The 25795-nt window shown below is 64.3% G+C and carries 22 protein-coding genes and 1 pseudogene; 14 read left to right on the top strand and 9 right to left on the bottom strand.

What is annotated here, in order from left to right:
- The 6 genes from AWB68_RS31600 to AWB68_RS31575 all read left to right on the top strand — a co-directional run.
- Positions 1-2133, top strand: a 2133-nt coding sequence (locus AWB68_RS31600; protein ID WP_087648247.1) for an ABC transporter permease, incomplete at its 5' end; no start/stop codon positions are given.
- A 22-nt stretch (positions 2134-2155) separates the two neighbouring features.
- Positions 2156-2560 carry a group II truncated hemoglobin gene (locus tag AWB68_RS31595; protein WP_125483102.1) on the top strand — a complete coding sequence of 135 codons (405 nt, stop codon included), beginning with the start codon at positions 2156-2158 and terminating at the stop codon, positions 2558-2560.
- A gap of 333 nt (positions 2561-2893) precedes the next feature.
- Complete coding sequence (locus AWB68_RS31590) at positions 2894-3196, top strand: helix-turn-helix domain-containing protein (protein WP_087648245.1); 303 nt, start codon at positions 2894-2896, stop codon at positions 3194-3196.
- Complete coding sequence (locus AWB68_RS31585) at positions 3193-4416, top strand: type II toxin-antitoxin system HipA family toxin (protein ID WP_087648244.1); 1224 nt, start codon at positions 3193-3195, stop codon at positions 4414-4416. Before AWB68_RS31590 ends, AWB68_RS31585 begins: the two co-directional genes overlap by 4 nt.
- Positions 4417-4587: 171 nt before the next feature.
- The gene (locus tag AWB68_RS31580) at positions 4588-5319 is read left to right on the top strand and encodes an alanyl-tRNA editing protein (RefSeq protein ID WP_087648243.1); all 732 of its coding nucleotides are present in this window, start codon (positions 4588-4590) and stop codon (positions 5317-5319) included.
- Positions 5319-5909: a DUF924 family protein gene (locus tag AWB68_RS31575; protein ID WP_087648242.1), complete on the top strand. Its 591-nt coding sequence runs from the start codon at positions 5319-5321 to the stop codon at positions 5907-5909. The genes AWB68_RS31580 and AWB68_RS31575 overlap by 1 nt, the downstream gene beginning before the upstream one ends.
- Positions 5910-5946: 37 nt before the next feature.
- Here the strand turns inward: AWB68_RS31575 and AWB68_RS31570 are convergent, their stop codons facing one another.
- The 6 genes and pseudogenes from AWB68_RS31570 to AWB68_RS31545 all read right to left on the bottom strand — a co-directional run.
- The gene (locus tag AWB68_RS31570; RefSeq protein WP_087648241.1) at positions 5947-8382 is read right to left on the bottom strand and encodes a bifunctional diguanylate cyclase/phosphodiesterase; all 2436 of its coding nucleotides are present in this window, start codon (positions 8380-8382) and stop codon (positions 5947-5949) included.
- 436 nt (positions 8383-8818) lie between these two features.
- Positions 8819-9700, bottom strand: a complete 882-nt coding sequence (locus tag AWB68_RS31565; protein WP_087648240.1) for a PhzF family protein — start codon at positions 9698-9700, stop codon at positions 8819-8821.
- Positions 9701-9844: 144 nt separating this feature from the next.
- Positions 9845-10309 (bottom strand): RidA family protein, encoded by a 465-nt coding sequence (locus AWB68_RS31560; RefSeq protein ID WP_087648239.1) that lies wholly within the window; start codon positions 10307-10309, stop codon positions 9845-9847.
- A gap of 43 nt (positions 10310-10352) precedes the next feature.
- Positions 10353-11549, bottom strand: a complete 1197-nt coding sequence (locus tag AWB68_RS31555) for an aminotransferase-like domain-containing protein (protein ID WP_087648238.1) — start codon at positions 11547-11549, stop codon at positions 10353-10355.
- A gap of 147 nt (positions 11550-11696) precedes the next feature.
- On the bottom strand, positions 11697-12638 hold the full coding sequence (locus AWB68_RS31550; protein WP_087648237.1) for a DMT family transporter: 942 nt from the start codon (positions 12636-12638) through the stop codon (positions 11697-11699).
- Positions 12639-12968: 330 nt separating this feature from the next.
- Positions 12969-13643: pseudogene (locus AWB68_RS31545) on the bottom strand (VOC family protein); the annotation flags it as partial.
- Between the two features lie 204 nt (positions 13644-13847).
- On the opposite strand from AWB68_RS31545, the gene AWB68_RS31540 reads away from it, so the two are divergent.
- Entirely contained in the window at positions 13848-15299 is a 1452-nt protein-coding gene (locus AWB68_RS31540) for an aminotransferase-like domain-containing protein (protein ID WP_087648235.1), read from the top strand.
- Positions 15300-15310: 11 nt separating this feature from the next.
- Here AWB68_RS31540 and AWB68_RS31535 read toward each other — a convergent pair whose 3' ends face one another.
- Both AWB68_RS31535 and AWB68_RS31530 read right to left on the bottom strand, forming a co-directional pair.
- The gene (locus tag AWB68_RS31535; RefSeq protein WP_087648234.1) at positions 15311-15823 is read right to left on the bottom strand and encodes a Rhs element Vgr protein; all 513 of its coding nucleotides are present in this window, start codon (positions 15821-15823) and stop codon (positions 15311-15313) included.
- Positions 15824-16212: 389 nt separating this feature from the next.
- Positions 16213-17094, bottom strand: a complete 882-nt coding sequence (locus tag AWB68_RS31530; RefSeq protein ID WP_087648233.1) for a DUF2971 domain-containing protein — start codon at positions 17092-17094, stop codon at positions 16213-16215.
- Between the two features lie 386 nt (positions 17095-17480).
- Here AWB68_RS31530 and htpG point away from each other — a divergent pair, with 386 nt between their 5' ends.
- Positions 17481-19385 carry a molecular chaperone HtpG gene (gene htpG, locus AWB68_RS31525; RefSeq protein ID WP_087648232.1) on the top strand — a complete coding sequence of 635 codons (1905 nt, stop codon included), beginning with the start codon at positions 17481-17483 and terminating at the stop codon, positions 19383-19385.
- 75 nt (positions 19386-19460) lie between these two features.
- On the opposite strand, the gene AWB68_RS31520 is transcribed toward htpG, so the two are convergent.
- Positions 19461-19718, bottom strand: coding sequence for a hypothetical protein (locus AWB68_RS31520; RefSeq protein WP_087648231.1), 258 nt, complete (start codon positions 19716-19718; stop codon positions 19461-19463).
- 146 nt (positions 19719-19864) lie between these two features.
- Here AWB68_RS31520 and AWB68_RS31515 point away from each other — a divergent pair, with 146 nt between their 5' ends.
- The 6 genes from AWB68_RS31515 (at position 19865) to AWB68_RS31490 (ending at position 25207) form a co-directional block, all read left to right on the top strand.
- A complete protein-coding gene (locus tag AWB68_RS31515; protein WP_087648230.1) occupies positions 19865-20533 on the top strand; it encodes a chorismate--pyruvate lyase family protein in 669 nt (222 codons plus the stop codon).
- Complete coding sequence (locus AWB68_RS31510) at positions 20533-21009, top strand: DNA-deoxyinosine glycosylase (RefSeq protein WP_200828845.1); 477 nt, start codon at positions 20533-20535, stop codon at positions 21007-21009. Before AWB68_RS31515 ends, AWB68_RS31510 begins: the two co-directional genes overlap by 1 nt.
- On the top strand, positions 21006-21929 hold the full coding sequence (locus AWB68_RS31505; RefSeq protein ID WP_087648228.1) for a class I SAM-dependent methyltransferase: 924 nt from the start codon (positions 21006-21008) through the stop codon (positions 21927-21929). Before AWB68_RS31510 ends, AWB68_RS31505 begins: the two co-directional genes overlap by 4 nt.
- Before the next feature lie 227 nt (positions 21930-22156).
- Positions 22157-22402, top strand: a complete 246-nt coding sequence (locus tag AWB68_RS31500) for a DUF3311 domain-containing protein (RefSeq protein ID WP_087648227.1) — start codon at positions 22157-22159, stop codon at positions 22400-22402.
- Complete coding sequence (gene mctP / locus AWB68_RS31495) at positions 22402-23952, top strand: monocarboxylate uptake permease MctP (RefSeq protein WP_087648248.1); 1551 nt, start codon at positions 22402-22404, stop codon at positions 23950-23952. The genes AWB68_RS31500 and mctP overlap by 1 nt, the downstream gene beginning before the upstream one ends.
- 160 nt (positions 23953-24112) lie before the next feature.
- Positions 24113-25207 carry an FUSC family protein gene (locus tag AWB68_RS31490; protein ID WP_087648226.1) on the top strand — a complete coding sequence of 365 codons (1095 nt, stop codon included), beginning with the start codon at positions 24113-24115 and terminating at the stop codon, positions 25205-25207.
- Positions 25208-25795 lie beyond the last annotated feature (588 nt).

Here is a 25795-nt window from a genome sequence, read left to right as displayed (position 1 = left end):
CACGATGCGCCCGCCACTGCGATTCCCGCGCCCGGCACCGTCTGGCTCGACCCGCCGTTGCTCGACGCGCTGAAGACGCGCGTCGGCGGCACGGTGAAGGTCGGCACGCGCACCTTCACCGTGGCGGCAATCGTCACGCGCGAGCTGGATCGCGGCTTCGGCTTCGTCAATTTCTCGCCACGGCTGATGATGCGCGCCGACGAACTCGCGAGCACCGGCCTCATCGGCTACGGCAGCCGCGTGACGTACCGGCTGCTGGTCGCAGGCCCCGACGCACAGATCGAGCGCTTCGCGACCTGGGCGCGCGCGCGCGTCGATGGCGGCAAGCTGCGCGGCGTCAACCTCGAATCGCTGCAGGACGGGCAGCCGCAGGTGCGCCAGACGATCGACCGCGCAAGCCACTTTCTCACGCTCGTCTCGCTCCTGACCGCGCTGCTCGCGGCGGTCGCGATCGCGATGGCCGCGCACCGCTTCGCGCGCCGGCACCTCGACGGATGCGCCGCGATGCGGTGCCTCGGCGTGAGCCAGCGGACGCTGCGCTCACTCTTCGTCGGCGAGTTCCTGACGATCGGCGTGCTCGGCAGCGTCGTCGGCGTGGTACTGGGTTTCGGCGGCCATCTCGTGCTGCTGAACTGGCTGGGCACGCTGGTCGAAGTGGAATTGCCGAAGCCGAGCGTCTGGCCCGCGCTTCAGGGCATCGCGATGGGCCTCGTGCTCCTGCTCGGCTTCGCGGTGCCGCCGCTCTTGCCGCTCACGCGCGTGCCGCCGGTGCATGTGATCCGGCGCGAGATCGGCGCTGAACAGCGCGTCGCGTATGCCGCCTACGGCGCGGGCGTGCTGCTGTTCGCGTTGCTGCTCGTGCTCGCGGCGGGCGAGTGGAAGCTGGGCGGCATCGTCGCGGGCGGATTCGCGGGCGGCTTGCTGGTGTTCGGCGGCATCGCGCGCGCGGCGCTCTGGGCGGCGGCGCGCTTCGTGAGGCGCGAGCGTGGCGGCGCGGGCGTCGGCTGGCGGTATGCGCTGGCGTCGCTCGAACGGCGCAGCGGCTCGAGCGCGCTCCAGATCACGGCGCTCGGCATCGGACTGATGTGCCTCCTCCTGATCGCGATGACGCGCAACGACCTGATCGCCGGCTGGCGCGACGCCACGCCGCCCGACGCGCCGAACCAGTTCCTGATCGACATCCAGCCGGACCAGCGGCAGGGTGTCGCCAACTATCTGAAGCAGCACGGACAGCCTGACGCCGCGCTCTCGCCGATGGTGCGCGGCCGCCTGATCGCGATCAACGGCAAGCCGGTGAGCCCGGACAACTACGAGAAAGCCGATGCCAAGCGCCTCGTCGATCGCGAATTCAACCTGTCCTACACGACCGACCTGCCCGGCGACAACCGCGTCGTCGAAGGCGAATGGTTCGGCACGAGCGGCAAACCACAGGTGTCGATCGAGCAGGGGCTCGCGAAGCTGATCCACGTGAAGCTCGGCGATACGCTGCGCTTCGACGTCGCCGGGTTGCAGGTGGATGGCCCCGTCACGAGCGTGCGCAAGCTCGACTGGAACTCGTTCAAGGTCAACTTCTTCGTGCTGATGCCGCCCGCCGCGCTGAGTGACCTGCCGGCGACGTTCATCACGAGCTTCTACCTGCCGTCGAACCAGCAGGCGCTGATCGACGGCATCGTCGGCCTCTATCCGAACGTGACCGCCATCGATACCACGCCGATCCTCGCGCAGATCCAGCGCACGCTGCAGCAGGTGATCGGCGCCGTGCAGTTCCTGTTCCTCTTCACGCTCGCGGCCGGCGTGCTCGTGCTGTACGCCGCGCTCGCCGGCACCCGCGACGAGCGCGTGCGCGAGTCCGCGCTGTTGCGCGCGCTTGGCGCGTCGCACCGGCAGGTGCGCTCGGTGCAGGTGGCCGAGTTCGTCGCGGTGGGCGCGCTCGCCGGCCTGATGGCCGCGCTCGGCGCGCAGGCGATCGGCTATGTGCTGGCCTCGCGCGTGTTCGAGTTCCACATCGACTTCAATCCGTGGCTCGTCCCGGCGGGCATCGTCGCGGGCGTGGCGTGCGCGAGCCTCGGCGGCTGGCTCAGCTTGCGACGCGTGCTGGCGCGTCCCGCGCTACAGTCGCTGCGGGATGCTTGAACCTTTATCGACTTTTGAATTCATGAACGAAGCGAACCCCGAAACGCCGCAACCGACGGCGTTTGAACTGGTCGGCGGCGAAGCGCGCGTGCGCGCGCTGGTCGATCGTTTCTACGACCTGATGGATCTCGAACCCGAGTTCGCGGGCATTCGCGCACTGCATCCGCCGACCCTCGACGGCTCGCGCGACAAGTTCTTCTGGTTCCTGTGCGGCTGGATGGGCGGCCCGGACCACTACATCAGCCACTTCGGCCATCCGCGCCTGCGCGCGCGGCACCTGCCGTTTTCGATCGCGTCCGACGAGCGCGACCAGTGGCTGCGCTGCATGGCGTGGGCGATGGAGGACGTCGGCCTCGACGAACCGTTGCGCGAACGCCTGCTCACGTCCTTCTTCGATACCGCCGACTGGATGCGCAACCGGCGATAGTTAGCGGTTGATGTGTTTCAAAACTGGGAGATGTTTTTTTCCCTAGAGGGGCGCTGGAAACACCTTTCCTGCTGGCGTCCGACGTCAAGTCGACCTCGATCCTTCAAACCCGTGAAAGCGGGGCGTCGAGCGGGCGAGCCCGCCAGACCTTCGCCTCCTCGCTGATCGCGCCGGTTATCGGCTCGATTAATCGGTAATTTTCGGCCGATTAAAGTGAGAATATCGAGTTAATAGCTCAACCGATGCCGGTTAATGCGACGTGATTGATCAAAAAGTCAATAAGCGGTATAATTGTGCCGATAAATCCGTTTTTCTTGCTTAATCGGCATAAAAATGCACTTTACACTGGCTAGCTCTCAAGAAATCGTAGCGGAGTTGGGGCAACGTCTACGCGCCCAGCGTCTCTTGCAGAATCTGAAGCAGGAGGAACTCGCGAGCCGCGCTGGTATATCCGAAAGGGCGCTTCGCAATATCGAGCGCAGCGGGCAAGCCACCCTCGACAACTTCGTGAAGGTCGTCATGGCTTTGGGGCTGGCGGAAGAACTGGGCGGAATTTTCGAGCTGAAACCCAAGTCCATCAAGGCGATGGAGGCAGCCAGCGTCAAGCGCCAGCGAGCTTCAAGGGGCCCCGGATGAAAAAACTCAGTGTGATCTACGCGGGTTGGGGTGAGCGCTTCGAGCTCGGCCAGCTGGCCGACGATGGCACTGACCTTCTGTTCGAATACTCCGCGCTCGCGCAGCAACGCGGTTTGAACTTGTCTCCGTTCAAGATGCCGCTCGCCGCGACGACCTATGGAGACTTCCCCGCGCATCAACTGCGACTGCCCGGCCTCGTGAGCGACGCGTTGCCGGACGGCTGGGGCATGCTTCTGATGGACCGGTTGTTTCGGAAGCAGGGTTGGGACCCCCGGCGCATGTCTCCGCTGGACCGGCTGGCCTTCATCGGCGAGAAAGCGATGGGCGCGCTCGTCTTTGAACCCAATGACGGCGATGCACTGGTCCCGCAGGATGTTCAACTGCTTACTCTCGCTCACGAAGTCCGCCAGGTGATGGCGGATGACAGTGAGGCGCTCTTGCGCGAGCTTGCGCTGATGGGCGGCTCACCGCACGGCGCGCGCCCCAAGGTGCTGGTCAACTATGACCGACATTCCGACCGGATGTCGAACTCGGGGCAAGGAACGGGAACACCGTGGCTAGTGAAATTCCCGGCGCAGTACGACCACAAGGAGGTCTGTGCGGTCGAGGCGATGTACGGGGCGATTGCCGCGGCCTGTGAACTTCGGATGCCGGCCACCGTTTACTTCGACCTCGGTCCCTCGCTGTCAGCGTTTGGCGTCGAGCGGTTTGACCGCGTGAACGGGATGCGTGTGCCGATGCATACGGCAGCGGGTGTGGCCCACGCCGATTTCCGCGTACCACAGATGGACTACATCACGTTGCTGCGGCTGACGCAGTTCATGACGCGGGACGCGCGCGAGGTTCAGCAGGCGTTTGAGCGATGTGTGTTCAACGTCGTGTTCAACAACCGCGACGACCACGCAAAAAACTTCTCGTTCGTGATGGGCGCGGACGGCCGCTGGCAGTTTTCACCCGCCTATGACCTGACGTTCAACGGGGGGCCGGGCGGGGAGCATCAGATGGACATCTGCGGCGAGGCGAGGGCGCCGGCGCGCGAGCACTTGATGAATCTCGCCAGCATGACCGGCGTTGCACCGCGTATGGCATCCCAGGCCATCGAACGCATCGCCTCGGTTGCGTCAGGGTTCCGGCAGTATGCCAACGGCTTGCCAATCACTGCGGAGACCCTCGGCATGATGGAGCGCACCGTCAGGGAGAATCAGTCGCGGATGGCCTGACTGTCCGCTTGACGAATGGCCTGTCAGTCCGCGTCAGCCCGGGGGATGCGCAACCGGCCGGGTTGAATCTTGACGGATTCTTGATCGGCTCCTGACGACGCGAGGCACGAACGGTCGGCATAATGACCGCTCGCAAGATTGTCGGCATGACCGAATCCAAGGACGAAACCCATGAGCACACGCGCACTCTTTCGCGAAGATGCCTACCAGACCCGCTGCGAAGCGACGATCACCGCCATCGACGAGCAGGGCATCCACCTCGACCAGACCGTGTTCTATCCGCTCGGCGGCGGCCAGGCGGGCGACGCCGGCACGCTGACACGCGCGGATGGCACGCGCATCGACATTGCGGACACGCGCAAGGCCAGGTTCGAAGGCGCGACACCCGATGACGCCGTGCACGTCCCGGCGCCGGGGCAGGAAGAAGCGCTCGCGCGTATCGAGGTGGGCGAGCGCGTGATCGCCGAAATCGATTGGCAGCGCCGTTACCGGCACATGCGCCTGCACACCGCGAGCCATCTGATGTGCGCGGTGCTGCCGTATCCGGTCGATGGCTGCAGTATCACGACCGAGTACGCACGGCTCGATTTCGCGACTGTCGAGCCGATCGAGCGCGAGTTTGTCGAGGCGCGCTTGCGTGAGCTGGTCGGCGCGTCGCACGCGGTGCAGACCGAATGGATCACCGACGACGAAATGGCCGAGCGCCCCGAACTCGTGCGCACGATGAGCGTGAAGCCGCCGGTCGGGCTTGGGCGCGTGCGTTTGCTGCGCATCGAGAGTGTGGATCTCCAGCCGTGCGGCGGCACGCATGTGCGCAATACGGGTGAGATTGGCGAGTTGCGCGTCGCGAAGCTGGAGAAGAAGAGTGCGCGCACGCGGCGGCTCGTGCTGGAGTTCGCGTGATGGAGAATCCTTCGGACCCGCGCGCGCAAGCGGTGCTCGACGCGTGGTTTGGCGCGCCGGGGTCGCCGGAGTTTGGTCGGGAGAAGAAGGCGTGGTTCATCAAGAAGCGCACGTTCGATGCGATGTTGAATGAACGCTTTGGCGCATTGCTCGAAGCGGCGCACGATGGAAGACTCGCGCATTGGGCGAAGACGCCGCTGGGCGCGCTTGCGCTGATCGTGATGCTCGACCAGTTCTCGCGGAACTGTTATCGCGGCACGCCGCGCGCGTTTGCGGGTGATGGCCGGGCTTTGGCGCTGGCGAAGGCCCTGGTGGCTTCGGGTGATGATCGGCGGATGCCTAGCTTGCACCATCGCGTCTTTGTGTACATGCCGTTCGAGCATGACGAAACGCCGGAGAGCCAGCGCGAGGCTGTGCGGCTGTTCACCGCGTTACGCGATGAAACGGGCGATGACGAGTATTTGCAGTACGCGTTGAAACACGCTGAAGTCATCGAGCGCTTTGGGCGGTTTCCGCATCGGAATCGGATTCTTGGACGCGCCTCGCGTCCGGACGAGGTGGCGTGGCTTGCGGAGCATCGCGGGTTCTGATTGTTGCTGGCGCAACACCCGACCCGAAGCGCTTCCGTCAACCTCCGCGCTCATCGCTCAGCGCGGTGCTCGAAGGCTCCTTGCCATGCCCCGTCCGTGATCGCCGTGCCTTGCCGGCAGGCCATCCACACACGCCAAACCGGTCGAGCAGCGCCTGGACGCCTTCCGCCGGAACCGGCCGCGAGAACAAAAATCCCTGCGCTTCGATCGGCCCCAGCGCCGCGAGCCACGTAATCTGCTCTTCCTTCTCGGTACCTTCCACCACTACCGTCAGCCCAAGCGAGCGGGCGAGGTTGATGATCGCCGATACCATCACGCAGACGCTGCGGTCCTCCGGAATCGCCTGGATGAACGAGCGATCCACCTTGAGCGTATCGACAGAAAAGCGGTTCAAATACGACAGCGACGAATAGCCCGTCCCGAAGTCGTCGAGCGCGATGCGCACGCCCAGCCGCTTCAACGCCGCGATCTTCTCCTGCACCAGCTCCGGATATTCCATCATCACGGTTTCAGTGATCTCCAGCTCAAGCTTGTCGGCGGGAATGCCGCTGCCCGTGATCGCGCGCTCGACCGTTTCGAGCAAATCGCCACGCCAGAACTGCACGGCCGAAATATTGACCGCGAGCGAGAGCCCCGTATAACCTTCCTGCCGCCAATGCGCGAGTTGCATGCACGCCGTATGAATCACGAAATCGCCGACCGGCACGATCAGCCCCGTCGATTCCGCGACCGGAATGAACTCGTTCGCCGGTATCAGCCCGTGCTGCGGATGATTCCAGCGCACGAGCGCCTCGAAGCCGGTGATACAGCGCCGCGCCAGATCGATCTTCGGCTGGTACGCGAGAAACAACTGCTGCTCGGTCAGCGCGACGCGCAGTTGCTGCTCCCACTTCATCAGGTGATCGGCGCGATGCGACAGGTGCGGCGAGTAGAACTGATAGCAGTTGCGCCCCGCGTCCTTCGCACTGTACATCGCGAGATCGGCTTTCTTGAGCAGGTCGATCTCGCTTTCGTTCGACACCGAAAAGAGCGCGATCCCGATGCTCGCATGCAGCACGAACGCGCTGCCGCGCACGTCGAAGGGCGTCGCGAACATGGTGGATATCTGTTCGGCCAGGTCCACCGCGCGCCGCTCGACTTCGCTGCCCTTCACGACCACGACGAACTCGTCGCCGCCGATGCGCGACAGCCGCCCGCTCTCGCCGACCGTCTCCGCGAGCCGCGACGCGGTCATCTGCAACACGATGTCGCCGGCGTTGTGGCCGAGCGTGTCGTTCACTGTCTTGAAATTGTCGAGGTCGATGAAGAGGAGGGCGAGGCGCCCGAGATTGTCCGACTGCGCGACGTCCTGACGCAAAGCCTGCAACGTCGAATAGCGGTTGCGCAGCCCCGTGAGCAAGTCGAATTCGACGAGATGCGTCATCTCGCGTTCACGTCCGAGCAGCTTGCCGATCAGGCCCGTCGCGACGCCGAAGAAGCCGAGCATCGCGAGCGAGATGAAGGTCGCCATCAGCAGGTAGACGTTGCGCGTGTGGTTGTAGTCGACGAGTTCTTCCTTCACCGACAACCCCACCAGCACGCCGAGCGGATAGCCGTCGATGTGCCGGTACGAGACGATGCGCTTCACGTTGTCGATCGGATCGACGTAGATGCCCGACGCGTGATCGGAGGTCGGATACACGCCGCTCGCGGTGAAGTCGCCGCGCGCCCGTTCGACGGCGCTGCGCGTGTCGGGCTTTCCCGCGGGTGTCGTCGTCCGGCCGGCGGAGCCTTCCGACGCGCCCGCACCCGTATTGCGCGCGAGCACGGAGCCATTGTCCGAGACGACGGCAATCACGCCTTCGCGCCCGATCGACGCGACGTTGTAGAAGTCGCTCGTGAAGTAGGCCGGGTCTTCCGACACCACGACGACGCCCGCGAATGACCCGTCCGGATGATTCAGGCGCCGCGTGATCTGCAGCGTCCAGAGGCCCGACACGCGCCCGCGCACTGGGCGGCTGATGTAGAGCAGGTCGTCGTTGGAATGCGCGTGCACCTTGAAGTGCTCGCGATCGGAGAGGTCGATCGGTTTCGGATGCGGGTCGGCGGTGTTCGCGACGAGCGTGCCGTATTCGTCGATCAGCGAAACCTGCACGAGCGTGTCGCTCTGCACGACGCCTTTTTCGACGGTCGAGATCAGGTTGAAGTTGTCCGGCGACTTCTCGTACTCGTACTTGACGAAGCGCGTGACCTGGTCGACCTGGTGGATCGCCTTGATCGTGTGCTGCTCGAGCGCCGACGAGAGGATCGCGGCGGAAGCCATCGATTCGTGGGTGGTCGCCTCGCGCTCCACCGACAGGCGCGCGAAGATGACCGTCCACAAGAGCACGAGCACAAGCGTCCCGAGCACGGGAATGACAAGCAGCGCCCGCCGGCGGGGCGGCAGACCGCTGCGCATGCCTTCGCGTGCCACGTTGGGCCGTGTTCGATTCATGAGCTCGCTCGTGTCCGTGAGCCTCGCGGCGCGGCGTACCTGACGCTCGACTGCGCTACTGAGTAAAACAGGTGCATGTTATGGAGAGTTGGGCCGACGACAGGGGTTCACCGCAAAGTCCACCTTGGAGCAAGAATCGGGCGGGCGCTGCCGGATGGCTCGCCCGCGTGCGCGAAGGCGGCCGCGTGGCTTCCGCGACATCGGCTGGCGACATGCTTGAAACCCGCTTACCGTCGACGTCCATTGTCGCCCCGCCGTAATGCATCCGCCAGTCCGCAAGCACACGTTTGCGTTTTGGCGCGCGCATCGCGCCTCATCGCGAGACGGGCGATGCTGTCGCCCGTGTTGGTCGGGTCCCTGATTGTTCAGATATTACTGAAGCCTTCCCGATTAAGGAAGCGCGGTCGTTGGGGGTATACGCGCGGCTCGCTTGCGCTCAGAAGCGGAACGTGCCTTCCACCACCGTCACCGTATGTCCGCCGATCCAGGTGCGCGCGTCGGCGGTGTGGTCGTCGTAGGTGATGAAAACGCGGCCGTCGCGGCCTAGCACCGTGCCCTGACGCACGGTATATGAAAGGCCGGGCCGGGCGCCTTGTGTCGTGAGCAGGCAGGCGAGCGCGGCGTTCGCGCTGCCCGTGACGGGGTCCTCGCCCGTCTCCGCCCCGTACAGCAAGGCGCGCAGCTCGAAGGTGGCCGGCGTGGCACCGGCGTGCGGGCCGTAGACCGCGAGCCCGAGCGTTCCGGTATCGGCGGCGATCGCGGTCATTGCGTCGCGGTTCGGCGCGAGCGAGAGCACATCGGCGGCCGTTTTCAGGCGCGCGACGAGCCACGGCACGCCGTTGTTCACGGCGCACGGCGGCGCATTGAAATCGATTACGCCGGGCGCGAAAGCTGCGGCGAGCCGTTGTTGCCGCGCATCGTCGAGCGGTTCGATGCGCGCGGGCGGTGCGGCGAAGGCCCAAGCGCCGCCGTCGCGCTCGACGATCGGCACGAGGCCCACGCCGCATTGCTGCACGAGCCGTCCCGCCTGTTTCGGCGTGTAGCCGCTTTCGAGAAGCGCGTGCGCGGTGCCGAGCGTCGGGTGGCCGGCGAACGGCAGTTCCATCGATGTCGTGAAAATGCGCACGCGATAGTCGGCTTCGGGGTCGGTCGGGCGGAGCAGGAACGTGGTCTCGGAGAGATTGGTCCAGCGCGCGATGGCCTGCATCTCCTCGGTCGACAAATCGTCGGCGTCGAAAATCACGGCCAGCGGATTGCCCTTGAAGGGCACCGACGTGAAAACGTCGACCTGCCTGAAGCGAACCGTTCGTGCGTGCATCGGGAGGCGTCTTTACGGGTTAAGCGGACGATGCTGTCGGTTGTCCGATGTTGGTTGGATTTGTCGCACCGGGTCGGCGGTGCACACAAAAAAAAGCCCGGCGCTGCGCGTGCGGCACCGGGCTTCTTGCGGACGTCGCCGGAATTACGCGACTTCGGCGATCAACTCGATCTCGACACACGCGCCCATCGGAATCTGCGCGACGCCGAACGCCGAGCGGGCATGCTTGCCGCGCTCGCCGAACACATCGGCGAGCAGTTCCGACGCGCCGTTCGTCACCAGATGCTGCTCGGTGAAATCGGGCGTCGAATTGACGAGGCTCATCACCTTGACGATGCGCTTGACGCGGTTCAAATCGCCGACATGCGCATGCAGCGTCGCGATCAGATCGATCGCGACGGCGCGGGCGGCGGCCCTGCCTTCCTCGGTGACGAGCGTGTCGCCGAGCTTGCCCGCGTGGACCTTGCCGTCCTTCTTCGCGATATGGCCCGACAGATACACGGTGTTGCCGCTCTGCGCGCTCATCACATAGGCCGCGGCGGGCGCGGCGGCGCTCGGCAGTTCGATGCCGAGTTCCTTCAGCTTGTCGTAGACGTTCGATTCGGCCATCAATGACTCCTGGAAACGGGTTGAAGAATGCGGTGCGGGCCGCTCAAAGCCGCGCGCGAATCAGCGCGCCGAGCTTCGCCACGCCTTCGTTGATTTTCGCCGGCGGCACCGTGACGAACGACAGGCGCAGCGTGTTGTGCTCGGCCTCGTTCGCGAAGAACGGGCCGCCCGGCACGAACGCGACGTGCTGTTCGATCGAATCGGCAAGCAGCTTCATCGTGTCGATGTGCTTCGGCAGCGTCACCCAGACGAACATGCCGCCCTCGGGCCGGTTCCATTCGACACCCGCCGGCATGTGATGTTCCAGCGCCGCGAGCATCGCCGCGCACTGATCGCGATAGAGCGCGCGGATGGTCGGCACGTGCTTGTCGAGAAAGCCGTCCTTGACCACTTCGTGCACGATGCGCTGCGTGAGGCTCGGCGTGTGGAGATCGGTTGCCTGCTTCGCCTGCACGAGCTTGAAGTGCAGTTCCTCGGGCGCGATGATGTAGCCCACGCGCAACCCCGGCGCCAGCACCTTCGAAAACGAGCCGAGATGCACGATGTGATCGGGCGCCATCGAGAGCATCGTCGGCAGCGGGGCGCCGGCGTAGTCGAGCGCGCCGTACGGGTCGTCCTCGATGATCGGGAACGCAGCCTTTTGCGCGAATTGCGCGAGGGCGCGGCGGCGCGCGAGCGGCAGGCGCCGTCCGGTCGGATTCTGGAAGTTCGGCTGCGCGTACAGGAGCCGCGCCCCCTCGACCAGCTTCGCGTCGAGGCGCTCGGGGATCAGGCCGTGCTCATCGGTCGGCACTTGCACGTAGTTCGGCTCGAACAGGGAAAACGACTGCAACGCGCCGAGATAGGTCGGCGTTTCGACCAGCACGCGGCTCGCCGGGTCGATCAGCACCTTGCCGAGCAGGTCGAGCGCCTGTTGCGAACCGGTCGTGATCAGCACCTGCGACGCGCGGATCTGCGCGCCGCCCACCGAATAGCGCGCCGCGACCCACTCGCGCAGCGGCAGGAAGCCTTCGGTTGCGCTGTATTGCAGCGCGGCGGCCGGATGGTCGCGCAGGATATGTTCCGACGCCCGGCGCATCTCCTCGACCGGGAAGGTGGCAGGCGAGGGCAGCCCGCCCGCGAACGAAATGACTTCAGGCCGCTCCGTGACCTTCAGAATCTCGCGGATCGCCGAGCTGGTCAGCTTGCGTGCGCGTTCGGAAAGTTGCCAGGGCGTGGCGCGAAGGTCGGCTTGATTCATGGATTCCTCGGTCGTCTCGATTGCAGCGGGGCTGCGTTTTTGCAATGGGCTTGCTGCGGGGTGTTGGGTGCTTGCGGCGACGTGTTCGTCAGGGGGCACCGTCGTCGGGGTGCGCATCTCGAAAACGTCCATTATCGCTCGCGGGCGTCATCTTGAGGTCGTCCCCCGCACGGCTGGCGCCGGAGCCGGCACGGCTGCGACCGGCGCGGTGCGCACGGCGGTCTTGCGGCCGAGCATGACGGTCGCGATCACGGCGGCCGCGTAGATCCACGTCGATGCCTCGACGCGCTCGCCGAAAAAGAGCGCGGAAAACGCCATCGTGAAGAAGATTTGCAGCAGCTGTACCTGTCCGACGCGCGCGATGCCGCCCATCGCGAGCCCCGCGTACCACGCGAAGAAGCCGATGAACTGCGAGAACAGCGTCACATAGCCGAACGCGAGCCAGGTGCGCAACGCGAGCGGTTCCGGGTGCGCCGCGTGATGCGCCCACGCGAGCCAGCCGACCGGCAGCACGAGAAACGGCGCGGACAGCACGAGCGCCCAGCAGATCACCTGCCAGCCGCCCATCTGGCGCGCGAGCCGCGCGCCTTCGGCATAGCCGAGCGCGCCGATGCCGACCGCGACGAGCATCAGCAGGTCGCCGGCCTGCAAGCCGCCGCCGCCCGCTTGCAGCGCGAACGCGACGACGATCGCGCTGCCCGCGAGCGCGCTGAACCAGAATCCCTTCGATGGCCGCTCGTGCGAAAGCCACGCGGCGTAGATCGCGACGCACAGCGGCTGGAGCCCGTTGACGACCGCACCGTGCGACGCCGGCACGGTCTTCATCGCCCACGCGGAAAAGACCGGAAACGCGATGATCACGCCCAGCGCGACGACGGCGAGGCCCTTGACCTGCTGCCACGTCGGCCAGCGCTCGCGGCGCCAGACGAGCAGGGCGGCGGCGGGAATCGCGGCGACGAGCGCGCGGCCGAGGCCATTCAGGATCGGATGGACTTCCTGCACGACGATGCGGGTCATCGGCAGCGTCAGGCTGAAAATGATCACGCCGATCAGGCCGAGCAGCATGCCTTCGGTTTCGCGGGTCTTCATCGGGGCGAATCTCCTTTTTGTCCGGCGCGGGCGCGATGTTGGGGCGGCCTGCGCGTGTCGGGGTCGACGGGAGCTGCACCCGGCGACCGGTTATTCGGGTTGAGTCGGTGTTGCCTGGCGGGCGCTTTCGATGTCGGGCGGGGTGGTGGAACCGGCTGCCGCTTCCTCGTGCGATTCCACCTGCTCTTCGGCCGATTCCGCCGCCGTTTCCTCGTTTGCCTTGCTGCTCTTCACGCGCTTGCGCGGTTTTTTGGCAGCCTCGGCGGCTTCGGCCCGCTCGCGCTGCGCGGCATCGACGGATTCCGCCGATTCGCCGAGCGTCACGACCGAGCCATCCGGCAACTCGAATTCCGCGACGATCGCGGGCAGGCCGGACGTCGGCTCGACGCGCATCAGGTGCGCTGCTCCGAGCCACGCAAGCTGCTCCGCGATCGTCTCGGCGCGCGGATGAAACCCGGTCAGCGAACGCAGCGCGATGCCCGTTTCCGGCAGCGTCGACGACGGATGCAGCGGCGTGTCCCACTGGATCAACGAAGGCGCGACGCCGTCGCCGGCGCCTTGCCACGCGGGAAACGCGCCGTCGTCGAGGACTGTCAGGCCCCATGTGTTCGAACCGCGCGTCATCGGCACCACGGGCGCGATGCGCTCCGGATACTGCGCCTGCCAGCGCGCAAGCAGCTTCGGCCGCTCAACCCGCGCGACCCAATGCACGAGTTGCGGACCGCTTTCGATCCGCCGCTGCAGCGCCGGATCGTCGAGTGCGTAGAGCCGCGCGCGCGGCGCATCGACGGCGGGCGCGTCCGGATCGATCGCGATCACCTCGAGATACGCGCCGCCCCACAGGTTAAGCAGCCGGTTGTGAGTACGCATCAGAGGATGCGCGCCGCCGCCGCTCGTCGGGACGCCGAACGTCGTGACGATGAACTGCTCGCCCTCTTCGAGCGTGCGCGCGGCGATGACGAGATGATCGAGTTTCAAGGCGGATGGCGAGCGGTGAGCGGTCATGACGATCCAGCAGAAGGAATCGGGGCCGATAGCATAACCTTTCAACCTGCACGCTCGACCTCGCGCGCCGATGGCCTCGCGGCATCGGCTTTCGTCCAGAAAGTCAAATGTAGCGCCTATCACCTGCACAGTAACGGTACAATCGGACAAAGACTATTCGGTACAGTTTTCGCCGAGCCATTTCTCCCAAAGCCGGGGCCGCCCATGTCCGTGCCGCTCGACCTGATTCCCGCACCGCACGACGCGCCGCAACTGACGCTCGTCGACCAGTTGGTCCAGTGGGGCCGGCGGCGCATCGAAGAACGCGTGTTCCGCCCCGGCATGCGCATGCCGTCGATCCGCAAGCTCGCGCTCGACAAGGGCGTGTCGCGGTTCACGGTCGTCGAGGCGTATGAGCGGCTCGTCGCGCAAGGCTATCTCGATTCGCGGCGCGGCTCGGGCTTCTACGTCCGCGACCGGGCGAGCGCGGCGCCCACGTTGAGCATCGTGGCCGCGCCCGAGCGCGAGCCGGTGCAAAGCGCGATCGACGTGGTCTGGCTGCTGCGCAACATGCTGCACACGTCGAGCCCGGAGAAAGGGCCGGGGCTTGGCTACCTGCCCGGGCGCTGGCTCGACGGCGAACTGATCACCAACGCGCTGCGCTCGATGAGCCGGCAGAGCGGCGCGCAGATGCTCGGCTTCGGCACGCCACAGGGTTTTCTGCCGCTGCGCCAGCAGTTGCAGACGCGGCTGGAAGAACTGGAGATCGGCGCTTCGACGCAGCAGATCGTGCTGGTTTCCGGCATCACGCAGGCCATCGACCTGATCGCGCGGCTCTACGTGCAGCCGGGCGATACGGTGATCGTCGGCGATCCGGCGTGGTTCCAGATGTTCGGGCGCTTCGCGTCGCAGGGCGCGCGGCTCGTCGGCATGCCGTACACGCCCGATGGCCCCGATCTCGACGCGCTCGAAGCGATGGTCCAGACGTGGCGTCCGAAGATGCTCGTCATCAATTCCGTACTGCAGAACCCGACCGGCACGTCGCTGACCGCCGCGCAGGCTTTTCGCATCTTGCAGCTCGCGCAGACGTACGATTTCATCGTCGTGGAAGACGATGTCTACGGCGACCTCTGCCCGCAGGGCTACCCCGCGACGCGCCTCGCGAGCCTCGATCAGTTGAAGCGCGTGATCTTCCTCGGCAGTTTCTCGAAGACGCTCGCGGCGAATCTGCGGGTGGGGTACGTGGCGGCGTCGGCGGAAGTCGCGACGGCGCTGACCGACCAGAAGATGCTCGTCGGCATGACGAGCCCGGAATTGAACGAGCGCGTCGTCTACAAGGTGCTGACCGAAGGCCATTACCGGCGACACGTCGAGCGCCTGCGCTCGCGGCTCGACGGCGTGCGCGACAAGACCGCGCGGATGCTGGAAAAGACCGGCCTCAGGCTGTTTTCATCGCCGACGGCGGGGATGTTCCTGTGGGCCGACACCGGCGTGGATTCGGAAGGGCTCGCGGCCGCCGGGCACGAGGCGGGCTTTTTGCTGTCGCCGGGGAGCCTGTTCTCGCCGCATCAGTCGCCGACGACCTGGATGCGCTTCAACATCGCCAATTGCGGCGATCCGGGGTTGCCGGCGATGCTGGCGGGGCATTTGGAGCGGGGCGGCCGGCGTAGTGGGTGATTGATCCGGCTTCATGCCGGATGATGTTTCATGCGGCGGGGGAGGTTGCGCTTGTTTGCGGGATCGTCGAGGAAATCGGCGAGCACGGCTTCGAAGAGCGCGAGGGCATCGGGGTGGGTGCGGTATTTGTGTTCGTAGAGGTGCGGCTGGCCCGCGCTGCCGAGACACTTCAGCGCGAAATAATCGGCGAGAAGGTTGCCTTGCGCTTCCATGTTGTAGCGGCAGAGCCGATGGTCGTGCGCGAGTGTGTAGCCGTAGCCGAGGCCGATTCGCAGCGCGCCGCGCGTCTTTACCCAGTAGCCCAGTTGATACTGCCAGACGTGCGTCATCTCGTGCATGAACCACATTTGTGAGGCGAGGTCCTGTGTCGAGAAGTCGTCGCTGAAGCAGGCTTTTGGGAAATACATGTGGCCGTTGGGTGTGACCGCCGTTCGGTGATGCTGCAAACCGAAGGGGAAATAGCCGTGGTCGTGGATCGCGACTTTCGAATAGTCGATGGCGTCGGCGAAGACGAGGCGGGCCATTGTGATTTCACCGTTGGTTAGCGGTCTGGCGGTTTTTTTGCGCGGGAGCGCGCGGGAACAGGCGGCGCGGATTGCGGGTGGCAGCTTCATCGGCTCGCGCTCTTTTTCAAGCTCATGATCTGGTTGGAACAAAACGGCATCCGTAGCATGTCATGCTCACGTCCAATGCTGCACCACAACAACCGGCCCGCAGCATGTGCGATCGAATCGACCGGCGCCGATCGACCCAAAGCTGTCGGCCAACTCGCAGTGAAGCAGACTATCCATGCAGGTCTAAGCACGAAAAAAACCGCTGAGGTCAGACGCCAGCAGGGTCCAACCTCAAGGTAGGGTAGGTACGAGCGATACGACAATCCGACTAACTGCCGCGAGGGTAGTCGGTGACGACATCATCGATAAGGAAGGTCGGAAGGGCGCACCGCAACATTCGAGTGTCCTTGGCTGCCAAGAAAGAGGAATACGTTACCCATCTTGGTCGGGTTCTTTGGACCCGTAGCCACTTCGACAATCGGGCAACTTCCATCGGATGCTGTAAGAGGAAGATCGACGTGCGGGGTTAGAGCATCGTCTCGTATTGTGAATGCAACCTTATTCTCAACGCCCGCACTGCTTGCTGTGCCCCGAGAGACAAACCGAAAGCTGTCTTGAATTTTCTCGAGAGAAATCGCATGGAGACATCTGACTTCTCGTTCCGATGCGAATGAAGGGTGCTTAAAGGCAGCCATATATGCCGCTATCAATGCAACATCTTCGGCGGACTCGCCTTGTAAAGGCAATTCCGGCGGCGATGATCGACTGTGCGTAGCGACCAGAGCAGCCATCATCTCCTTCACTTGCACTTCGCGATCGTACGAGACTTCAAGAAGGCTGATCGGCATGTGCTGAAGAGAGGAGGCGAGAAAGCCGATTGCATATCCGCGACCATCATCGGCGTACTTGCGCCATTGATCCAAGCTATTGGCCTCAAACGAGAGGCACGAGACAAAAGGGTGAGCGATTAGCTGCCCCTTCGACAGGATTTCGTCGACGGCATGAAAAAACGCGATATCCATCTGCGGGACGTTATCGGAAACATCAATTCTCTTTATCAAACGCGTTGCGGCTTCTTCGAAAATAGAATAGCCCCACCGGTATTCCATCGCGTCGTTAAGCATATTGATATCGGAGAAGCGAAGCCTGCCCGACTCCAAGATCGCTCGGAACGACTCAGCCGAGCAGTAGTGATACAAACGTTGAGCACTTTGCGGCTTGAAGAGGCGATCCATGAGCATGGCGGTGTTTTTCCTACTAGATACCTTATGCAACGTGGGGACTGAGCTTGTTTCGTCATCCGTCCTGGGCGCAACGAGACCAGTTGCGGCGGCGTTGGCGGGTTTCGACGGGTCAGATTGTCGACGATCTGAGTGGCCATGTCCAACGACCGCGTTTGGCCGATCTGCGCCACCCCGACTGCCACTGCTATCGCACGGCGGGTATCGCACCGCACAAAACGAAATAACCCGCGAAATGTCCCCAGCCCCCGTCGCAGGAAAAAAGCGCCTCACCCCTTGAAAACCCCCCACCCCACCCCTAACTGACGCCAACTCGCTCAACACGATCCCGCGCTGGCCAAAACGCGGCAATCATCAACACCAAAACCCAACCAAAGGACCCGACCATGGCGCAAGAAACCATGAGCTTCCAGGCGGAAGTGAAGCAGCTTCTGAACCTGATGATCCATTCGCTCTACAGCAACAAGGAAATCTTCTTACGCGAGCTGATCTCGAACGCATCCGACGCCGCCGACAAGCTGCGCTTCGAGGCCATCGAAAACAGCGCGCTCTACGAGAACGATTCCGACCTGCGAATCCGCGTGTCCTACGACAAAACCGCGCGCACGGTCACGATCGACGACAACGGCATCGGCATGAGCCGCGACGAAGCGATCTCCCATCTCGGCACGATCGCACGCTCGGGCACCAAGGAATTCTTCTCGAAGCTCTCCGGCGACCAGCAGAAGGACGCGGCGCTGATCGGCCAGTTCGGCGTGGGCTTCTATTCGGGCTTCATCGTCGCGGACAAGATCACGGTCGAAACGCGCCGCGCCGGGCTGCCGGCGAGCGAAGGCGTGCGCTGGACGAGCGCGGGCGAAGGCGACTTCGCCGTCGAACAGATCGAGCGCGCACAGCGCGGCACGACGATCACGCTGCATCTGCGAGCCGACGAAGACGAGCTGCTCTCCACCCACAAGCTGAAGTCGATCATCCAGAAGTACTCCGATCACGTCGCGCTGCCGATCCTGATGAACAAGGAAGAGTGGGACGCGGAAAAGAGCGAGATGGTGACGAAGGACGAGGACGAGACCGTCAACCAGGCGAGCGCCCTCTGGACCCGCCCGAAGAACGACATCACCGACGAGCAGTACAAGCAGTTCTACCAGCACCTGTCGCACGATCACGACGATCCGCTCGCGTGGACGCACAATCGCGTCGAAGGCCGCAGCGAGTACACGCAACTGCTGTACGTGCCGAAACACGCGCCGTTCGATCTCTGGAACCGCGATCATCGCAGCGGCCTCAAGCTGTACGTGAAGCGCGTGTTCATCATGGACGACGCCGAGCAACTGCTGCCGCAGTATCTGCGTTTCGTGAAGGGCGTCGTCGATTCGGCCGACCTCCCGCTCAACGTCTCGCGCGAAATCCTGCAGGAAAGCCGCGACGTGAAGGCGATCCGCGAAGGCGTGACCAAGCGCGTGCTGTCGATGCTGGAAGAGATTGCGTCGTCGTCGGCGGAAGCCACCGAGGAAGCGGACAAGGCGAAATACGCCACCTTCTGGACCGAGTTCGGCCAGGTATTCAAGGAAGGCCTCGGCGAAGACTTCGGCAATCGCGAACGCATCGCCAAGCTGGTGCGCTTTGCCTCGACGCACAACGCGACGGCCGAGCAGAACGTGTCGCTGGCGGATTACGTCGCGCGCATGAAGCCCGAGCAGACGAAGATCTACTACGTCACCGCCGATAGCTGGCAGGCCGCGAAGAACAGCCCGCATCTCGAAGTGTTCCGCAAGAAGGGCGTGGAAGTGCTGCTGCTGTCGGATCGCGTCGACGAATGGGCGCTGTCGTTCCTGAACGAATTCGACGGCAAGCCGTTGCAGAGCGTCGCACGCGGCGACCTCGACCTCGGCGCGCTGAACGACGAAGAAAAAGAGCAGCAGGAAAAGGTCGGCGAGGAAATGAAGCCGCTCGTCGAGAAGATGAAGGAAGCGCTCGAAGGCAAGGCGAAGGACGTGCGCCTCACGTTCCGTCTCACCGATTCGCCGACCTGCCTCGTCGCCGATGAAGGCGACATGAGCGGCTATCTGCAACGCATGCTGAAGGCAGCGGGGCAGCAGGCGCCGCAGATGCAGCCGATTCTCGAAGTGAATCCGGAGCATCCGCTGGTGAAGAATCTCAACGCCGACAGCGCTAATTTCAGCGACTGGTGCCACCTGCTGTTCGATCAGGCATTGCTCGCGGAAGGCGGCGCGCTGGAAGATCCGGCGAGCTTCGTCAAGCGGACCAACACGCTGTTGCTGGCGCGATAAGCGTTCGGGTTAAGCGTTCAGTATCGCGCACGAGTGAAAACGCGCTGCCGGAGCAATCCGGCAGCGCGTTCCTTTTTACTTCACCTTGCGTTCCTTGTTGGCCTGCGCGAGCACCGATGCCGCGAGCGTCTTCGTGTCTTCGGAATACTTGTCGCTATGCAGGACTTCACTGGCCTTGTGTTCCATCTCCGCGCTCGTCTGCTTGTCCGTGTGCGACTGCGACAGGGCGGAGGCCGCAAGGCTCTTCGCGATGGCCGATGCTTTCGGATCGTGCAGCGTTTCGGCTGCGAGATGCGCAACCTTCTTGGACGTTTGCTTCGTATTGGTCGACATTCAACTTCCTCTCAGTTTGAAGGGCTCGCGGCGGATATCCGCGAGGCCGGTGCGATCTCCCTCGACCGGCGCAGCAGTCTTGCTCACCGATTTTCAAGTCTCCATACGATTCGTCCTAACTGCGGGACAGTCTTATAATTCCCGCCATGCCGACACCCAACGATCCCGCCGATGCGCACTGGCGCATCGCGCCGCTTGCGGTTTTCACCACTGATCAGAAGGACTGGGCGACGCGCGGCGGCTCGCTCACCGCGCATTTGCGCACGCTCGGCGCGGTGACGGTCGAAGTGACGCGCGAAGCCGTCGACATGCCGTTCGCCGATGAATGGCGGGCGCTCGGCATCGCGCCGCGCACGCCGTGCTGGGTGCGCGAAGTCGTGCTGAGGGTCGACGGCGTGCCGTTCGTCGCGGCGCACAGCATCGTGCCGCTCGCGCAGAGCGCGGGCGTCTGGCAGGCGATGCGCTCGCTGCGCACGCGGCCGCTCGCGGAGCTTCTGTATAGCGACAGCAGCGTCGCGCGTTCGGCGCTTGCGAGTCGGAGGGTGACCGCACGTCATCCGTTGTATCGCCTCGCGGCGAAGCTGTTTGGAGGCGTTCGCGATCACACGCTGGTTGCGCGCCGGTCGGTCTTCGAGCGGCACGCCGCGCCACTGATGGTCACCGAATGCATGTTGCCGGCGCTGTGGTCGCGGTTGGCGTCGGCCGACGCGCCGCATGAGTCGCATCGCGAGCATTCGCGGCCGCTCGGACATCTGGCGTCGCACGCCGCACGTAATCCGCGCAACGTGCGCGTCGTGCGCGGCGAGGCGAAGTGATGCTGCAAGGTTTCCCGCCGATCGCCGATCAAGCGACCCACACGCTGATCCTCGGCAGCTTTCCTGGCGTGGCGTCGCTCACGGCGACGCAGTACTACGCGCATCCGCGCAACCAGTTCTGGCGGCTGATCGGCGCGTTGATCGGCGAAGCGCTGCACGAACTTCCCTACGACGCACGCGTGCAACGCCTGCTTGCCCACGGCATCGGCCTGTGGGACGTGCTCGCCGCCTGCGAACGCGAAGGCAGTCTCGACGCTGCGATCCGCCACGCGAATCCGAACGATTTCGCCTCATTCCGCCTGCACGCGCCTCAGCTACGGAAAGTCTGCTTCAACGGCAAGACGTCGGGCCGCTTCGAACCGGTGATTCGCGCGGCGGGATACGCGACGCTGGTGCTGCCGTCGTCGAGTCCGGCGAATGCCATTCTCTCGTTCGACCAAAAATTGCGCTTCTGGCGCGAGATCCTCACGACATGACGAAACTCATCAAGCGCGCATCCGCCGAAGCCCGGGCGTTCAGCGGCAAGCAGCGCGAAGACAAACACAACAAGCACGACAAACGCTCGAAGCGCGACCGCACCGACGACTTCGACGAAGCCCCGCGCATCGAAACCCCGCGCAAGCCGCGCTACGCGCCCGTGACGTTTTCGGAAGAGGGCGGCGTGCGCTTCCTGCATTTCGGCACGGAATGGGTGCAGGGCGCGATGCGCCTGAAGAAGCCGAATCACATCGAACTCGAATACGCGCAGCAGATGATGGCGTGGCTGCTCTTCATCGAGACGCCCAAACGCATCGTGCAACTCGGCCTCGGCGCCGCCGCGCTCACCAAGTTCTGCCATGCGTTCCTCACACGCGCGAAGGTCGAAGCGGTCGAACTGAATCCGGCCGTCGTGATCGCGGCGCGCACGATGTTCGAACTGTCGTCCGACGATGCCCGTCTCACGGTGAACGAGCAGGACGCGTGGGAGTTCGTCAACGATCGCGCGAATCACGGCACGATCGGGGCGCTGCAAATCGATCTCTACGATGCCACCGCGCGCGGGCCGGTGCTTGACAGCGTGTCGTTCTATCGCGCGTGCCGCGCATGCCTGACGCCGGAAGCGGGCGTCGTCACGATCAACCTGTTCGGCGATCATCCGAGCTTCGTGCGCAACATGAAGCGGCTGACCGAAGCCTTCGACGGCCGCGTGATCGCGCTGCCGGAAGTGCACGACGGCAACCGTGTCGCGCTGGCGTTCGCGGGTCCGGCGCTCGACGTGCCGTTCGCGGCGCTCGAAACGCGCGCGAAACTCATTGAGAAGGAACTGCGGCTGCCCGCGCGCGAGTGGGTCCGCGCGCTTGCGATCAGCGCACACGAGCGCGCGGGCGAAAGCGCGCCGGAACGCTTCGCCATTTGACGCCAACAGCGCGCTGCCAGGACGCAAACCCAGGCGCGCCGAGGCTGTGCGCCTTATTACAATTTACTTTCACTTCAGCTTAATGCATCGGGTTCGCCCCGCTTGACCTTGTTTTATGCGTCCATATACTCCTCGTGTTATTTTCGAGATGCTTTCCGCGATGACCGTCTTTACCCGATGACCGGCCGTCCGGACAGCGAATTCCAAGAACAAAACAGGAGACCGTCATGGCTCACGAAGCTGCGACTGGCACGGGGCAACCCCGCAACAAACATTGGCTGTGGCTGCTGGTCCTGCCATGGATCGGCGTCATCTGGGTGCCGTTCTACAATAAGATCGAACCGGTACTGTGGGGCTTTCCGTTTTTCTATTGGTACCAGTTGCTCTGGGTGCTGATCAGTGCGGTGATCACCGCCGTCGTCTACAAGAAAACCAAGGCCATCAGCACGCGTGGCAAAGGTGCCGCGCGATGATGAATTCCACCGCAACCTTCGTCTTCGTCCTGTTCTTCGTCGGCGTGACGATTCTCGGCTTCATCGCCGCGCACTGGCGCAAGGGCGATCTCTCGCAACTCGACGAATGGGGTCTCGGCGGCCGGCGCTTCGGCACGATCGTGACCTGGTTCCTGCTGGGCGGCGATCTCTATACGGCCTATACCTTCATCGCGGTGCCGGCGCTCGTGTTCGGCGCGGGCGCGACCGGTTTCTTCGCGCTGCCGTACACGATCATGATCTATCCGTTCGCGTTCGTCGTGTTCCCGAAACTCTGGAGCATCGCGAAGCGCCACGGCTACGTGACCGCCGCCGACTTCGTCCACGCGCGCTACAACAGCCGCATGCTGGCGCTGGCGGTCGCGGTAACGGGCATCGTCGCGACGATGCCGTATATTGCGCTGCAACTCGTCGGCATCGAAGTGGTGATCGGCGCGCTGGGTTTCGATACGAAGGGCTTCATCGGCGACCTGCCGCTGATCATCGCCTTCGCGATCCTCGCGGCGTACACGTACACGTCGGGCTTGCGCGCGCCGGCGATGATCGCGGTCGTGAAGGACGTGCTGATCTATATCACGATCATCGCGGCGATGATCGTGATCCCGGCGCAACTCGGCGGCTTCGGGCACATCTTCGGCGTGGTCCCGCCGGCGAAACTGCTGCTCAAGGCGCCGGATGCCGCGAGCCTGAACGGCTATAGCGCCTACGCGACACTCGCGGTCGGCTCGGCGCTCGCGCTGTTCCTGTATCCGCATTCGGTGACGGCGATCCTGTCGTCGAACTCGGGCAACACGATCCGCCGCAACATGGCGCTCCTGCCGGCGTATTCGCTGGTGCTTGGCCTGCTCGCGCTGCTTGGCTACATGGCGCTCGCGTCGGGCGTGAAGGACATGCCGGTCTACGCGCCGTACTTCAAGGCGTTCGGGCCGAACTTCGCGGTGCCCGCGCTCTTCCTGCAGTACTTCCCGTCGTGGTTCGTCGGCGTGGCGTTCGCGGCGATCGGCATCGGCGCGCTGGTGCCGGCGGCGATCATGTCGATCGCGGCGGCCAACCTGTATACCCGCAACGTGCATCGCGAGTTCGTGAACCGCGGCATGACGCCCGAGCAGGAGACCAACGTCGCGAAGATGGTGTCGTTGCTGGTGAAGGTCGGCGCGGTGGTGTTCATTCTCGCGCTGCCGCTCACCTATGCGATCCAGTTGCAACTGCTCGGCGGCATCTGGATCATCCAGACGCTGCCCGCGCTCGTGCTCGGTCTCTATACGCGCGTGCTGGACTATCGCGGCCTGTTGCTCGGCTGGGCGGTGGGCATCGGCGTGGGGACGTGGATGGCGGTGTCGCTGAAGCTCGCGGGCTCGATCTATACGATCCATCTGTTCGGCTATGCCGTGCCGGGCTACGCGGCGGTGTGGGCGCTGATCGTGAACCTGATCGTGTCGATCGTCGTCAGCGTGCTCGTGCGCGTGTTCGGCCTCAGGCGTTCGGACGACCGCACGCGACCCGAGGACTATCTCGACGTCGTCGAAGGCTGAGTTCGCCGGAAGCCGCGGCGGCAACCGCGGCGCTCACAACGCGCACAACGCTCAAAACGCGAAGCGCCCGCAACGGAAGTTGCGGGCGTTTTGGTTTGGGCGGCCGTAGAATCGGGTTCGTATCTTGCGGGCCGACCCCTATCGACGCGAGCCTCCCATCATGCCCACCCTCGAAACGCCTGCGTCCCGCCGCAGCCCCGCACGGCGCATGCTGCATGTGCTGGCGTCGCCGTATTTCCGCTACCGGCACGCGAGCTTCCTCCACGCGATCCGCGTCGCCCTCGCGATGCTGGCGTCGATCGCGCTCACGTCCGGCGCGAATCTTCCGCACGGCGTGTGGGCTTCGGTGACGCTGCTCGTCGTCATCGGCGGGCTCCAGCATCACGGCAACATCCGCAAGAAAGCCGCCGAGCGCGCACTCGGCACGTTGCTCGGCGCGGGGCTGGGACTGTCGCTCATCATCGTGCAGGGTATTGTCGGGTCGCTCTGGCTGACGTTCCTGCTGATGTCGGCGATTGCCGGCGCCTGCGCTTACTACGCGATCGGCAAGGCGGGCTACGTCGCGCTCCTGACGGCGATCACGATGGTGATCGTCTCCGGTCACGGCGACCTGCCGATCGATGTTGGCCTGTGGCGCACGGCGAACGTACTGATCGGCATCGTGATCGCGCTCGCTTTTTCGTTCGTGCTGCCGCAATACGCGACTTATTCGTGGCGCTACCGCCTCGCCGACAACCTGCGCGAATCCGCGCGGCTCTATGCCGCGATCCTCGAAGGCAAGCCGATGGACCCGGAGGCGCTTACGCAGCGCTTTCTCGTGATGAGCCGGCGTCTCGTGCAGTCGCGTTCGCTGATGGAGTCGGTGGCGAAGGAGATCGACGTGCCGGTGTCGATTCTCGACGAAATCCAGCGGCTGCACCGATCGATTCTCGCGGCGCTCGAAATGATGGCGACCTCCGGCGCCGAGAGCGCGCGGATGCTGGCGGCCAGCCCCAATGCCGAGGAGCGCGCCGTGCGGCAGACCTTGCTGCTGATGGCGCGGGCGCTGCGTTTCGGGCGCGTCGGGTTGCTGCACGCGGCGGCGTATGCGCTGGAGGTCAAGCCCGGTATCGAAGTCGCGCAGCCGCAGGCCGATCTGCAGGGCATGCACTGGCTCGCGATGCGACTCGCGGAAGAGGTGAACCGGCTGCGCCTGCGGCTGATCGAAATCGAGCGGCATTGGAATATCGAGGGCGCGCAGCCGTTCTTTCGGTGAGGGGGTAGGTGGTCGCTGGCGCTTGGGGGTGGTTGTGGGGTTTACGCCGTTTGATGTTTTTGCGCTTCTACTGAACTTGTTTTGTTTTTGGTTTATTTGCTCTGCCCCTGTCCGGGGCGGGACTCACTTTCTTTGCTGCTGCAAAGAAAGTAAGCAAAGAAAGCAGCTTTCCAACGCCAATTCTTGCCAGTCGCCGCCAGACCGTTATGTCGGAGTGGTCCAACCGGGGGAGTGTCGTTAGCGGAGTTTCATGGTTGTTGGCATGTAGAAGAGGCGCGCACGTCGCACCGCGATACAGAGTGGACCAGCAGTCATACATCCGGCCTCGCGCTACGCGCTCACCCGTCAGCAAAACCGAAACCCGAAACCCATCGCTAGATCACGATCCTACGTTCGTGCTTGCTGCATGCTTCGATTCACCGTTTAACGACCTGTCGTCGGGCACGAAGTGCCAGGACGGATGAATGACTGCTGATCCACTCCCTGTCGGGGTGCGACGTGCGCGCCTTTTCTACATGCCAACAACGATGAAACCCCGCTAACGACACTCCCCCGGTTGGACCACTCCGACATAACGGGCTAGCGGCG

It is taken from the genome of Caballeronia choica (assembly GCF_001544535.1).
In the GTDB taxonomy this organism is placed as follows: domain Bacteria; phylum Pseudomonadota; class Gammaproteobacteria; order Burkholderiales; family Burkholderiaceae; genus Caballeronia; species Caballeronia choica.
This window is presented reverse-complemented; position numbering and strand designations above follow the sequence as displayed.